Source organism: Pseudomonas sp. NyZ201, assembly GCF_049860765.1.
Taxonomy (GTDB): domain Bacteria; phylum Pseudomonadota; class Gammaproteobacteria; order Pseudomonadales; family Pseudomonadaceae; genus Aquipseudomonas; species Aquipseudomonas bharatica.
Map to the genome: position 1 here is coordinate 6,141,384 of NZ_CP187557.1, position 12,461 is coordinate 6,153,844.

General features: G+C 63.1%; 15 protein-coding genes. 6 read left to right on the forward strand and 9 right to left on the reverse strand.

Features of this window, described 5'->3' with window-relative positions:
• Window positions 1-203 precede the first annotated feature (203 nt).
• Both ompR and ACPFMA_RS27655 read left to right on the forward strand, forming a co-directional pair.
• Window positions 204-944, forward strand: coding sequence for a two-component system response regulator OmpR (ompR, locus tag ACPFMA_RS27650; RefSeq protein ID WP_009400122.1), 741 nt, complete (start codon window positions 204-206; stop codon window positions 942-944).
• A gap of 125 nt (window positions 945-1,069) precedes the next feature.
• Window positions 1,070-2,383, forward strand: coding sequence for an ATP-binding protein (locus ACPFMA_RS27655; protein ID WP_064303132.1), 1,314 nt, complete (start codon window positions 1,070-1,072; stop codon window positions 2,381-2,383).
• Here the strand turns inward: ACPFMA_RS27655 and rimK are convergent.
• The gene (gene rimK / locus ACPFMA_RS27660) at window positions 2,380-3,285 is read right to left on the reverse strand and encodes a 30S ribosomal protein S6--L-glutamate ligase (protein ID WP_009400116.1); all 906 of its coding nucleotides are present in this window, start codon (window positions 3,283-3,285) and stop codon (window positions 2,380-2,382) included. The genes ACPFMA_RS27655 and rimK overlap by 4 nt on opposite strands.
• Window positions 3,282-3,764 (reverse strand): ATP-dependent zinc protease family protein, encoded by a 483-nt coding sequence (locus ACPFMA_RS27665; protein WP_009400114.1) that lies wholly within the window; start codon window positions 3,762-3,764, stop codon window positions 3,282-3,284. Before ACPFMA_RS27665 ends, rimK begins: the two co-directional genes overlap by 4 nt.
• Window positions 3,765-3,872: 108 nt before the next feature.
• Here ACPFMA_RS27665 and ACPFMA_RS27670 point away from each other — a divergent pair, with 108 nt between their 5' ends.
• Window positions 3,873-4,271 carry an RNA-binding S4 domain-containing protein gene (locus ACPFMA_RS27670; RefSeq protein ID WP_064303131.1) on the forward strand — a complete coding sequence of 133 codons (399 nt, stop codon included), beginning with the start codon at window positions 3,873-3,875 and terminating at the stop codon, window positions 4,269-4,271.
• Here the strand turns inward: ACPFMA_RS27670 and ACPFMA_RS27675 are convergent.
• Entirely contained in the window at window positions 4,262-5,065 is an 804-nt protein-coding gene (locus ACPFMA_RS27675) for a phosphatase PAP2 family protein (RefSeq protein WP_425929394.1), read from the reverse strand. The genes ACPFMA_RS27670 and ACPFMA_RS27675 overlap by 10 nt on opposite strands.
• Before the next feature lie 109 nt (window positions 5,066-5,174).
• Here ACPFMA_RS27675 and hslO point away from each other — a divergent pair, with 109 nt between their 5' ends.
• On the forward strand, window positions 5,175-6,077 hold the full coding sequence (gene hslO / locus ACPFMA_RS27680; RefSeq protein ID WP_420059043.1) for an Hsp33 family molecular chaperone HslO: 903 nt from the start codon (window positions 5,175-5,177) through the stop codon (window positions 6,075-6,077).
• Between the two features lie 180 nt (window positions 6,078-6,257).
• Entirely contained in the window at window positions 6,258-7,799 is a 1,542-nt protein-coding gene (locus ACPFMA_RS27685; RefSeq protein ID WP_009400106.1) for a phosphoenolpyruvate carboxykinase, read from the forward strand.
• A 497-nt stretch (window positions 7,800-8,296) separates the two neighbouring features.
• Here the strand turns inward: ACPFMA_RS27685 and ACPFMA_RS27690 are convergent, their stop codons facing one another.
• Both ACPFMA_RS27690 and ACPFMA_RS27695 read right to left on the reverse strand, forming a co-directional pair.
• Window positions 8,297-8,509: a hypothetical protein gene (locus tag ACPFMA_RS27690; protein ID WP_425929397.1), complete on the reverse strand. Its 213-nt coding sequence runs from the start codon at window positions 8,507-8,509 to the stop codon at window positions 8,297-8,299.
• Complete coding sequence (locus tag ACPFMA_RS27695; protein ID WP_425929399.1) at window positions 8,496-8,633, reverse strand: hypothetical protein; 138 nt, start codon at window positions 8,631-8,633, stop codon at window positions 8,496-8,498. Before ACPFMA_RS27695 ends, ACPFMA_RS27690 begins: the two co-directional genes overlap by 14 nt.
• 302 nt (window positions 8,634-8,935) lie before the next feature.
• Here ACPFMA_RS27695 and ACPFMA_RS27700 point away from each other — a divergent pair, with 302 nt between their 5' ends.
• A complete protein-coding gene (locus tag ACPFMA_RS27700; protein WP_009400091.1) occupies window positions 8,936-9,361 on the forward strand; it encodes an acyl-CoA thioesterase in 426 nt (141 codons plus the stop codon).
• A gap of 6 nt (window positions 9,362-9,367) precedes the next feature.
• On the opposite strand, the gene ACPFMA_RS27705 is transcribed toward ACPFMA_RS27700, so the two are convergent.
• The 4 genes from ACPFMA_RS27705 to ACPFMA_RS27720 are packed head-to-tail and all read right to left on the reverse strand — an operon-like array spanning window position 9,368 to window position 12,460.
• Window positions 9,368-10,024, reverse strand: a complete 657-nt coding sequence (locus ACPFMA_RS27705; protein ID WP_009400089.1) for a response regulator — start codon at window positions 10,022-10,024, stop codon at window positions 9,368-9,370.
• A gap of 54 nt (window positions 10,025-10,078) precedes the next feature.
• Window positions 10,079-11,146, reverse strand: a complete 1,068-nt coding sequence (locus ACPFMA_RS27710; RefSeq protein ID WP_009400087.1) for a protein-glutamate methylesterase/protein-glutamine glutaminase — start codon at window positions 11,144-11,146, stop codon at window positions 10,079-10,081.
• Window positions 11,143-11,955: a CheR family methyltransferase gene (locus ACPFMA_RS27715; protein ID WP_037060494.1), complete on the reverse strand. Its 813-nt coding sequence runs from the start codon at window positions 11,953-11,955 to the stop codon at window positions 11,143-11,145. The genes ACPFMA_RS27710 and ACPFMA_RS27715 overlap by 4 nt, the downstream gene beginning before the upstream one ends.
• A 1-nt stretch (window position 11,956) precedes the next feature.
• Entirely contained in the window at window positions 11,957-12,460 is a 504-nt protein-coding gene (locus ACPFMA_RS27720; protein ID WP_064303129.1) for a chemotaxis protein CheW, read from the reverse strand.
• Window position 12,461 lies beyond the last annotated feature (1 nt).

Below are 12,461 nucleotides of genomic sequence, written 5' to 3' on the forward strand. Positions count from 1 at the left end.
CCGGCGCCAGAGGGCGTCGGGGCATGGCGGCGCGCGGTGAAAAGCGGCGCATTATACCCAGCGCAAAAGGCTTGCGGTGATAGCGGCTGGCCAGCCTGACAGACCATTCCGCTGGCACACGGGGAAAAATCTGCTAACAATGAGCTCGGCACCCGCAAATGGCGGCTAAGCCATAATGCGCGCCGAGATTAAAGGAGCTACCCATGAGCAGCACTGCACAAACAGCCGAAGGCGAAAAGATCCTCATCGTCGATGACGACCCGGGCCTGAGCAGCCTTCTCGAGCGTTTCTTCACCAGCAAGGGCTATCGCGCACGGGCAGTACCCAATGTCGAACAGATGGACCGCCTGCTGGCGCGCGAGGTGTTCAACCTGGTCGTCCTCGACCTGATGCTGCCCGGCGAGGATGGTCTTTCCGCCTGCCGGCGCCTGCGCGCAGCGAACAACCAGGTACCGATCATCATGCTCACCGCCAAGGGCGACGAGCTGAGCCGGATAAAGGGCCTGGAACTGGGCGCCGACGACTACCTGGCCAAGCCGTTCAACCCCGACGAGCTGGTCGCGCGGGTCAAGGCCGTACTGCGCCGCCAGGCGCCGACGGTGCCGGGCGCACCGGGCAGCGAGGACGAAACCGTCACCTTCGGCGACTACGAGCTGTCCTTGGCCACACGCGAACTCAAGCGCGGTGACGAAGTGCACATGCTCACCACCGGCGAGTTCGCCGTGCTCAAGGCATTGGTCATGCACGCCCGCGAGCCGCTGACCCGCGACAAGCTGATGAACCTGGCCCGTGGCCGCGAATGGGATGCGCTGGAGCGCTCCATCGACGTGCAGATTTCGCGCCTGCGCCGCATGATCGAGCCTGACCCGTCCAAGCCGCGCTACATCCAGACTGTCTGGGGCGTGGGCTACGTGTTCGTGCCGGACGGCAATGCCGGCAAGTGATGGCACGTGTTACCGATGAGTCATCGAAAGCAGGGCCACCGCAAGGTTGCCCTGCTTTTGCTTGGATCACCTCCTGCCCTGCCCGCGAGCCGCGCTCGCACCTGCCAAGCGTGTAGCCGTCGTCCATGAAAACGCCACTGTGGTTTCCGCAAAGCTTCTTCGCCCGCACCCTGTGGCTGGTGTTGATCGTCGTCCTGTTTTCCAAGGCGCTGACCCTGGTCTACCTGCTGATGAACGAGGACGTGCTGGTCGATCGCCAGTACAGCCACGGCGTCGCCCTGACCCTGCGTGCGTACTGGGCAGCGGACGAGGAGAACCGCGACAAGGTCGCCGAAGCCGCCGGCTTGATCCGCGTCACCGGCAACGGCGTGCCCGAGGGCGAGCAGCACTGGCCCTACAGCGAGATCTACCAGCGCCAGATGCAGGCCGAGCTGGGCGAGGACACCGAGGTCCGCCTGCGCGTCCATTCGCCTCCGGCGCTCTGGGTCAGGGCGCCGAGCCTGGGCGACGACTGGCTCAAGGTGCCGCTGTACCCGCACCCGCTGCGCGGCCAGAAGATCTGGAACGTGCTTGGCTGGTTCCTCGCCATCGGCCTGCTGTCCACCGCCTCGGCGTGGATCTTCGTGCGCCAGCTCAACCAGCCGCTCAAGCGCCTGGTGTTCGCCGCCCGGCAACTGGGCCAGGGCCGCAGCGTGCGCCTGCCGATCAGCGACACACCGAGCGAGATGACCGAGGTATACCGCGCCTTCAACCAGATGGCCGAGGACGTGGAACAGGCCGGCCGGGAGCGCGAACTGATGCTGGCCGGGGTCTCCCATGACCTGCGCACGCCCCTCACCCGCCTGCGCCTGTCGTTGTCCATGCTGCCCAGCGAAAGCGACCTCACCGACGACATGGTCCGCGACATCGAGGACATGGACGCCATCCTCGACCAGTTCCTCGCCTTCATCCGCGACGGCCGCGACGAGCCCGTCGAGGAAGTGGACCTGAGCGACCTGGTGCGCGAAGTGGTCGCGCCGTTCAACCAGCCGAAGGAACAGGTGCGCCTGTGCCTGGAGCCGATTCCGCCCTTCCCGCTGCGCCGTGTCTCGATCAAGCGCCTGCTCAACAACCTGATCGGCAACGCGCTGCATCACGCCGGCAAGGGCGTTGAAGTGGCCGCTTATGTCTCGGGTGACGCCAACGCGCCATACGTGGTGCTGAGCGTGCTGGACCGCGGTGCGGGGATCGATCCCGCCGAGCTGGATGCCATTTTCAACCCGTTCATTCGCGGCGATAAGGCCCGCAGCGGCAAAGGCACCGGGCTGGGCCTGGCGATCGTGCGGCGGATCGCGGCCCAGCATGGCGGCAACGTGGAATTGCGCAATCGCTCCGGTGGCGGGATCGAGGCCCGGGTGCGCTTGCCACTGGGCCTGCTGCTACCGCGCGACGCCGTCTAGCCCTTTCCTTTGGTGCGGGTCTGGTTGGGCCCGCCGTTCTTTTCCAGATGCTCGATGATCATCCCGGCGACATCCTTGCCGGTGGTGACCTCGATGCCTTCCAGACCGGGTGACGAGTTCACCTCCATCACCAGCGGGCCGTGGTTGGAGCGCAGGATATCCACACCCGCCACGCTCAGGCCCATGACCTTGGCCGCACGAATGGCGGTCATGCGCTCTTCAGGGGTGACCTTGATCAGGCTGGCGGTGCCACCGCGGTGCAGGTTGGAGCGGAACTCCCCCGGCTTGGCCTGGCGCTTCATCGAGGCGATCACCTTGTCGCCGACCACGAAGCAGCGGATGTCCGCACCACCGGCTTCCTTGATGTACTCCTGGACCATGATGTTCTGCTTCAGGCCCATGAACGCCTCGATCACCGATTCGGCAGCCTTGGTGGTTTCGCACAGCACCACACCGATGCCCTGGGTGCCTTCCAGCACCTTGATCACCAGTGGCGCACCGTTGACCATCTGGATCAGGTCGGGAATATCGTCCGGCGAGTGGGCGAAGCCGGTGACCGGCAGGCCAATGCCACGGCGCGACAGCAATTGCAGCGAGCGCAGCTTGTCCCGCGAGCGGGCGATGGCCACGGATTCGTTGAGCGGGTACACGCCCATCATCTCGAACTGGCGCAGCACCGCGCAGCCGTAGAAGGTCACCGAGGCGCCGATGCGCGGAATCACCGCATCGAAGCCTTCCAGTGGCTTGCCGCGATAGTGGATCTGCGGCTTGTGGCTGGCGATGTTCATGTAGGCACGCAAGGTATCGATCACAACCACTTCATGGCCCCGTTGCGTCCCGGCCTCGACCAGACGACGGGTGGAATACAGACGCGGGTTACGCGACAGCACAGCGATCTTCATGCAGCACCTGTGGAAGGGGTAATGGTTGCCGGGAACGCCGGCTTGTCCTGTACATACTTGAGCCCTGGGTTGACCACCAGCTGGCCGTGCACCAGGGCCTTGGAGCCTAGAAGCAGCCGATAACGCATGGCCTTGCGACAGGCCAGGGTGAACTCCACTTCCCAGACCCTGTCGCCCAGCGCAAGTGCCGTGCGAATGACGTAACGCACCTGGGCGTGACCATTGGAGCTCTTGATGGTCTTCATCGCGACCAGCGGCGCTTCGCAGCGGCGGTGACGCATTTGCACTACCGAACCCAGGTGGGCGTTGAAGCGCACCCAGCGTTCACCATTGCGCGTGAACGGCTCGACCTCGGTGGCATGCAGGCTGGAGGTGCTGGCGCCGGTATCGATCTTGGCGCGCAGGCCGGCCAGGCCGAGGTCGGGCAAGGCCACCCACTCGCGCAAACCGATAACGCTCAGATGATCAAATGTCTTCACGATGGGCAACCCGGGAAAATTCGGTGAACTGTAAGCAGGCAGCGGACTTTTTGCATCCGTCAGTTACGGTAGTACAGTTCCATGACCGCAATTCAACGGAGCTGTGTCATGGCTTATCAGGAAGACGACGATAAGGTTCGTCTGGACAAATGGCTCTGGGCCGCGCGTTTCTACAAGACCCGCGCCCTGGCCAAGGCCGCCATCGAGAGCGGCAAGGTGCACTGCCGCGGCGAGCGCTGCAAGCCCGGCAAGGAGCCGCGTATCGGCGACGAGTTCGTCCTGCGTACCGGTTTCGACGAAAGGACCGTGGTGGTCAAGGCGCTGTCCATCGTGCGCCGGGGCGCGCCGGAGGCACAGACGCTATACGAGGAAACCGCAGACAGCATCCGCCGCCGCGAACAGGCGGCGGAGCTGCGCAAGGCCGGCGCGCTGGGCGTGACCACCGATGGCCGGCCGACCAAGAAACAGCGTCGGCAGATCCATCAATTCCAGGGCAATTACGACTGACCGCTGACCACGCTCAATTGCCGGATCACCGGCAGGCGGGTGGCGAAGGCGAACAACGGCGCGGTCCAGCGCATCAGCGCGGCGCTGGCCCTTGCAGCCAGTGGCGTGAAGCAGCTCCAGCCGAGTGCCAGCACGGCCATCAGCAAGCCACCGATGTAATCGTCCTGGCCCCAGTGAGCCCCCGCGACCAGGCGCGGCAGCATGAACAGCACGGCCAGGCCCCAGACCACCAGGTTCTGCCAGAGCCCCCGGGTAAACAGGGTCATGAACAGCGCCCAGACCAGCAGGACCGAGGCGTGGTCACCCGGGAAACTCTTGCTGGAACGGTCCTTCAGTTCCCAGGTGGCTTCCAGGTGCGGGTAGAAATCGCTGAGGCGAATGGCATCCTCGAACACCATGGACGGGCTGTGATGCTGCCAGCCGGCAGCGTCCACCCACTTGGAAAACAGCGCGCGAACCACCACTAAGAGGAGCAGCGTGACGAAGAAGCCCAAGAAGGCTTCGCGCACCTGGTGCGCCTTGAACACCCAATTGCCACGGATCAGCACGGCCAGCAGGATCAGGCCGACGACGATATCGAAGGGACGCAGGCTGCCGAGGGTCCAGATATAGCGCCAGGCGGCGTTGTCGGCCAGCGGCGCATTGAGGCTGTGGAACAGCCACTCGTCGAAAGTCAGGCAGAGGATCTGGCCAAAAGGCCATAACCAGAAACACAGTAGCGCAATGGGTAGCAGCGTACAGGCTGCCAATGGGCCCCAGGACCACCTCGCTTGGAACAGTGGTCGATTGTCCATAAGATACCTCTCCAGAAAAATTGCCATGCGAGCACCTTCAGGTGCTCTGCCATAGGGGTTTCGAAACCCTTGTAATTATCTTGTCACATTTACAGACAGCAGATTCCCAATGAGCGACGTGCCGGATACAGACTTCACCCAACGCTTCATCTTCGACGAGCGCGACGTGCGCGGCGAACTCGTCAGCCTTGAAACCAGCTACGCCCGGGTGCTGGAAAAGCACCCCTACCCGCAACCGGTCGCACAACTGCTCGGCGAATTGATGGCCGCCGCCGCGCTGCTGGTCGGCACCCTCAAGTTCGATGGACTGCTGATCCTGCAGGCGCGTTCCGATGGTCCGGTGCCGTTGCTGATGGTCGAGTGCTCCAGCGAGCGCGAGATCCGCGGTATCGCCCGCTATGACGGCGACGCGCTCGGTGTTGACGCCGGCCTGCGCGAGCTGATGCCCAACGGGGTACTGGCGCTGACCATCGATCCGCACCACGGCAAGCGCTACCAGGGCGTCGTCGAACTGGATGGCGCCGACCTGGCCGAGTCCTTCACCAACTACTTCGTCATGTCCGAGCAGCTGGGCACCCGGTTCTGGCTCAGCGCCGACGGCAAGCGCGCCCGTGGCATGCTGCTGCAGCAACTGCCGGTGGACCGCCAGCCGGATGCCGATGAGCGCGCCGACAGCTGGGCCCACGTTTCGGCCATCGCCAACACCCTCAGCCGCGACGAACAGCTCGGCCTGGACAGCGAAACCCTGCTGCATCGCCTCTACCACGAAGATGCCGTGCGCCTGTTCGATATTCAGCCGCTGCAATTCCGTTGCAGTTGCTCGCGGGAGCGTTCCGGCAACGCGCTGGTCAGCCTCGGGCTCGAAGACGCCCGCGAGCTGCTGGTGGAACATGGCGGCGAGATCGAGGTCGATTGCCAGTTCTGCAACGAGCGCTATCGCTTCGATACGGCGGATGTGGAGCAGCTGTTCGCTGGAGGCGGCGTGGACTCGCCGTCAGATACTCGTCACTGAAACGTTTCCGCTCAGGGAATTCTCCTGTCGAATGCGCTTAAGAAGCAGTTCTGACAGGAGGGCCCTACTTTTTTTGGGCGTTTCTGGCATAATCCGGCCACTTTTTTCGCTGTAGTAGTTCGTAAAGATCTACTACAAATCGTTTGGAGCACTCGGCCACCGGGCCGGATGGGGAATCTCATGACGCAAGCCAACAACGCCGTGTTCACCGATCTGAGCGTCGACGAGCTGGTAAAAGAAGCACTGAAACGCGGTGAAGGCGAGCTGGCCGACACCGGCGCGCTGGTCGTGAAAACCGGTCACCGTACCGGTCGTTCGCCGGTTGACCGTTTCATCGTCGAAGAGCCGAGCACCCAGGACGCCATCGCCTGGGGCCCGATCAACCGCAAATTCCCCGCCGACAAGTTCGACGCCCTCTGGGCCCGTGTCGAGGCGTTCAACAACGCCCAGGAACACTTCGTTTCCCACGTTCACGTAGGTGCAGCCGAAGAGCACTACCTGGCCGTCAAGATGACCACCCAGACTGCCTGGCAGAACCTGTTCGGCCGTTGCCTGTTCATCAACCCGGCCCAGTACAACCCGGCTGGCCGCGAAGAGTGGCAAGTGCTGAACGTCGCCAACTTCGAGTGCGTGCCAGAGCGTGACGGCACCAACTCCGATGGCTGCGTGATCCTCAACTTCGCCCAGAAGAAAGTCCTGATCGCGGGCATGCGCTACGCCGGCGAAATGAAGAAAGCCATGTTCTCGGTGCAGAACTTCCTGCTGCCGGCCGCCGACGTACTGCCAATGCACTGCGCCGCCAACATCGGCGAAGAAGGCGACGTGACCCTGTTCTTCGGTCTGTCCGGCACCGGCAAGACCACCCTGTCGGCCGACGAAAGCCGTTACCTGATCGGTGACGACGAGCACGGCTGGGGCGAAGGCGTTGTCTTCAATATCGAAGGCGGCTGCTACGCCAAGTGCATCGACCTCTCCGAGAAGAACGAGCCGGTCATCTGGAAAGCCATCAAGCACGGCGCAGTGCTGGAAAACGTCGTCCTCGACGACGCCAAGCACGCCGACTACGCCGATGGCAGCCTGACCCAGAACAGCCGTGCCGCGTACCCGCTGGAGCACGTCGAGAAGCGTTCCGAGAAGAACCTCGGCGGCGAGCCAAACGCGGTCATCTTCCTGACCTGCGACCTGACCGGCGTCCTGCCGCCAGTGTCGATCCTGAACAACGAGCAGGCGGCCTACCACTTCCTGTCCGGCTACACCGCGCTGGTCGGTTCCACCGAAATGGGCTCGGGCGGCGGCATCAAGTCGACCTTCTCCACCTGCTTCGGCGCGCCGTTCTTCCCGCGTCCGGCCGGCGAATACGCCGAGCTGCTGATCAAGCGCATCAAGGGCTTCGGCTCCAAGGTCTACCTGGTCAACACCGGCTGGACCGGTGGTGGCTACGGCGTCGGCAAGCGCTTCAGCATCCCGACCACCCGTGCGGTGATCGCCGCGATCCAGAGCGGCGCGCTGATCGGTGCCGAGACCGAGCACCTGGACATCATCAACCTGGACGTGCCGAAGGCCGTTCCGGGTGTCGATACCGAACTGCTGAACCCGCGCAACACCTGGGCCGACAAGGCCGCCTACGACGAAGCAGCCAAAGGCCTGGCCTCGCTGTTCATCGAGAACTTCAAGAAGTTCGAAGTTTCCGACGCGATCAAGGCTGCCGGTCCTCAGCTGTAAGCTGACAGGCGCTGTGCAAAAAGCCCCGGCTTGTGAGAGTCGGGGCTTTTTTGTGGGCGCCTGTACCATCAACTTCTGGATGCAGCTCTTCCTAAGCCAGCAGTGCTTTAACTGCAGCCAGCAACTCTTCTGCGCTAACCGGCTTTACGAGCACCTTGTCGGCACGCGATTTCAGCAGCGGTGGTGGGCTCATCAAGCGGGCCGAACCACCACGATTACGTAGATGAATCCAGTACCGCTATTTGACCCAGATACCCTTGTTGATCTCGGCGAGTGGATCCTTCACGGCTGCGAGTGTCGTGCCGGTATTCGAGGGCACTTCAAGGATAAAAGTCGATTCTGGTGCATGGTTCTTTACGGACAGGTCTTCGAAACCATCTATGAGAGTAGCCACTGGTCGTTCCTCCTCATAGCCGACGGAATATCGACACAGCCATTTGAGGGGCATCGGGCAACCGGCACAACTGGCATTTTTATCAGGTGGCGAAGTGCAAGTTTCACAAACAGTTGATCTGCTTGTGGATCGCAGCAAGAAGCTCACAGGGCGGAAATGGCCTCACCAACACCCCACGGGCGCCGCTGGCCCAGGCGACCTGTTCTTCACTACGATCGATCAATAACAGGCTTGCTGCCGGATAAAAACAACTGACCAGTTCCCGATAATTCGAGCGCAGGTGCAGGTCGGCGACGACCAGGTCATAGCTGTTCACCTTCAGAAGTTCCAGCGCGCCCAAGGTCATGAGCCTGCGTCGCCTGGAAGCGACTGTCCATCAGGCAGGTCATGGTGAAGATGGTGGTTGCCTGGCTGTCGCTGAAAAGCAGGACCGTGCTCATGCCCTGCCCTCTTCATCAGAAGATTTGGAGCCATTGAAGCCCTGGGCCCTTCTGTGGACAACTGGCATTTTTGTCAGGTGCCGACCAGTGGTAGTTGGCTCATCGGGCCGCCGAAGCACAACGATTACGTCGGTGAGTTCACCGCCGCAATCGCTGGCAAGCCAGCTCCCACAGGGTCCTGTGTCGTTCGCAGAATTCCGCCGCGGCTCGGTCAACTGTGGGAGCTGGCTTGCCAATGATTGCTATGGCGATCCGCCAACAAATCCTTCAGCATTCCTCGTTCCTCCCACTAGAGAACGCCCATGTCCGAAGACCTGCAGATCGACCACTTCCCCCACGCCGGCTTCATCTCCACCCGCTGGCAGGATGCAGACCTCAACGGCCAGATCACCAGCGCGGCGGTCTATGGCTTTTTCGATACGGTGATCCAGTCGTGGCTTGCCAGCCATGGCCAGATCGATCCGCAGGAAGGCGAGGTGGTGGCCTTCGTGGTGAGTTCGTCCTGCGATTTCTACGCCTCGGCAGCCTTCACCGATATGTTGCAGGTGGGCCTGCGGGTCGAGCGCTTCGCCGGGAGCACGGTGGAGTACGAGGCGGCACTGTTCGATATGAGCGGTAAGCAGCTGCATGCCCTGGGGCGGGTGGTGCAGGTGTTCATCGAGCGCAATACCGGCAAGCCGGCCACCTTCCCGCAGCACCTGGAGGCGGCACTGTCGGCCCTGACCTGACAGCGCTCAGTCGTTGAGCCGGATGATTCCTTCGCGCACCGCGAACAGCACCAGCCCCGGTACATCGTGAATCTGCAGGCGATGCATGATCTGCGAGCGGTGCGCCTCGATGGTTTTTACGCTCAGTCCCAGGCCGTCGGCGATGGAACGGGTCGATTCGCCCCGGGCGATCAAGCGCAGGATCTCCATCTGCCGCGCCGTGAGCTGCATCGCTGCGCTGACCTGCGGCTTGCGCCGGTTCTGCTTCACCGCCTGGCCGATCACCAGCGGCAGCACCGCCGACGACAGGTACTGCCCACCCCCGCGCAACGATTGCAAGGCCAGCTCCAGCTCCTGCACCGTCGCACTCTTGAGCAGGAAGCCATGGGCGCCCTGCTGCAGGCAGTGCATGACGAAGTCCAGCTCCGAGCGCGACGACAGCATCAGCACGGTACAGGCCGGCACCCGCAGGTACAGCTCGCGCAACAATTCCTCGCCAGCCATGGTGCCGAGGGCGATATCCAGCACGATGATGTCCGGCTTGAGGGTTTCGGCCAGCTCCACGGTAGTCACCGTGTCGCCCGCTTCGCCAACCACGGCATATTCTTGTTTTTGTTCGAGCAACGCCCGCAGACCTGCACGGAACAGGGGCGAGTCGTCGGCTATCAGTAAACGGCAAAGCATAGGTTCGAGCCTGTATCGCGCGCAGGGCGGCATTGGAAGGTGATACTGGACTGCTCAGCCATTGCGGGCACTGACACCGAACTGGTTGATCAGGATCGGCATGCGATCGAGCGGCTCGATGGTCTGGGCCGCGCCGAGGCGAATGGCTTCCTTGGGCATGCCGAACACCACGCAACTGGCCTCGTCCTGGGCCACAGTGCTGGCACCCTGTTCGCGCATGGCCAGCAGGCCACGGGCTCCGTCGTCACCCATGCCGGTCATGATGATGCCCAGGGCATTGCTGCCGGCATGGCGAGCGGCGGAACGGAACAGGACATCGACCGAGGGCTTGTGCCGGTTGACGGCAGGGCCGTCGAGCACTTCGACCAGGTAGTGCGCACCACTGCGCTTGAGCTGCATATGCAGGCCACCGGGTGCCAGCAAGGCGAGTCCGGTGTGCACGCGATCCAGATGCCTGGCTTCGCGAACTTCGATCTGGCACAGGCCGTTGAGACGGCGTGCGAAGTCGGCAGTGAACTTCTCCGGCATGTGTTGAACGATGACCAGACCCGGACAGTCGCGCGGCAGTTGCCGCAGGACGAACTCCAGTGCCTGGGTACCGCCGGTCGAGCAGCCAAGTGTAACGATTCGGTCGGTGGTTTTGCGCAGCGCCGGGACCGGCTGCAGGTCTTTTTTTTCCGTCGCGGGCAAGGCGTGACGGGCCACTGGCCGGGTTTTCGCGGCATCCTCGATGCAGCGCACCAGATTCCCGGCAATGTTCTCCAGGCTCTGCTTGAGCCCCAGTTTCGCCTTGGTGAATACCCCGACAGCACCAGCAGCCAGGGCTTCGACATTGAGGTCGTTGCCGGCCTCGGTAAGCGTCGAGCAGATAATGGTCGGCGTCGGCCGCTCGGCCATGATCTGGCGCAGGAATGTCAGCCCGTCCATGCGCGGCATTTCCACGTCGAGGACCAGCACATCGGGCCAGTCGCGGCGCATCTTGTCGATGGCGTAGAGCGGGTCGGCGGCCATGCCGACCACCTGGATGCCGGGATGGTTGCCGAGATACTGCCCGAGCACCTGGCGGACCAGGGCCGAGTCGTCGACGATGAATACACGGATGGGAGTGGAACGCTCGATCATAAGCGTTCGAACACCGAAGGCCGCACCGGGCGCAGCGGCAGGTTGAAGCCGTGGATGCTTTCGGCGTGGCCGATGAACAGCAGCCCACCCGGGCACAGGCGCTCGACCAGGTTGCGAACGATGCGCTGCTTCTGCTGGGTATCGAAGTAGATCAGGAGGTTGCGCAGGAAGATCACCTCGAACTGGCCGAGGCTTTCCGGCATGGGCTGGATCACGTTGATTTCGCGCAACTGCACCTTGTTGCGCAGCCAGGCCTGCACGCGCATGCGCCCCTGCATGTCGTCGATCCCGCACAGGCAGTGACGGTGCAACCAGCCCTCGGGGAAATAACGCGCCTGGGCCAGGTCGTAGATGCCCTGCTCGGCGATCTCCAGCATGCTCTGGCTGAGGTCGCTGCCCAGCACCGACCACTCGTTGCCGCGCGCATGCTCGGCGGCGGTCATCGCCAGGCTGTAGGGCTCCTCGCCCGACGAACAGGCGGCGCTCCACAGGCGCAGCGGCCCGCCGCGCTTGCTCAGCCATTGGCCGAGAAACTCGAAATGGGCGAACTCGCGGAAGAAGTAGGTTTCGTTGGTGGTCAGCAAGTCCACGACCAGGCGCCGTTCACGGGCGTATTGGGGAGTGGCCAGGCAGTTCAGGTACTCGTCGTAGGTTTCGATCTGCAGGTGGCGCAGGCGCTTCAACAAGCGTCCGGCCACCAGCGAGCGTTTGTTGCTCGCCAGGTGGATGCCGGAGGCATCGCGCATCAACTGCTGCAACTGGCGAAAATTCTGTTCGCCGAGCACCGGCAACTTGGGCATCGCGGACATTTCAATGGGCCTTCGCCGCCTGGCTGAGGTGGCGGATATCGTCCAGCGACAGCACTTGCAGCATGTTGAGGATGATCAGGAATTCCTGGGCCTGCTGGGCCATGCCAGCGATGAAGTCGGAGCGGATGGTGGTGCCGAAGGCCGGCGCCGGCATGACCAGGCGCGGATCGATTTCCAGCACTTCGTCCACCTCGTCCACCACCAGGCCGATACGCTGCAGGCCATCGGCCAGCGCCAGTTCGATGATCACGATGCAGGTGCGCTTGCCGGGCTCGGTCAGGCTCAGGCCGAAGCGCGCGGCCAGGTCCAGCACCGGTACCACGTTGCCACGCAGGTTGATGACGCCGTGGATATAGGCCGGCATCATCGGCACCCGGGTGATCTCGGCGTACTCGATGATTTCGCGTACCAGGGCGATGGGCAGCGCGTAACCGGCCTCGCGCACGCGAAAGCTCAGGTGCTGGACGGCATCGACTTGCGTCTCGATTCGTTGCGGCTGGCTCATG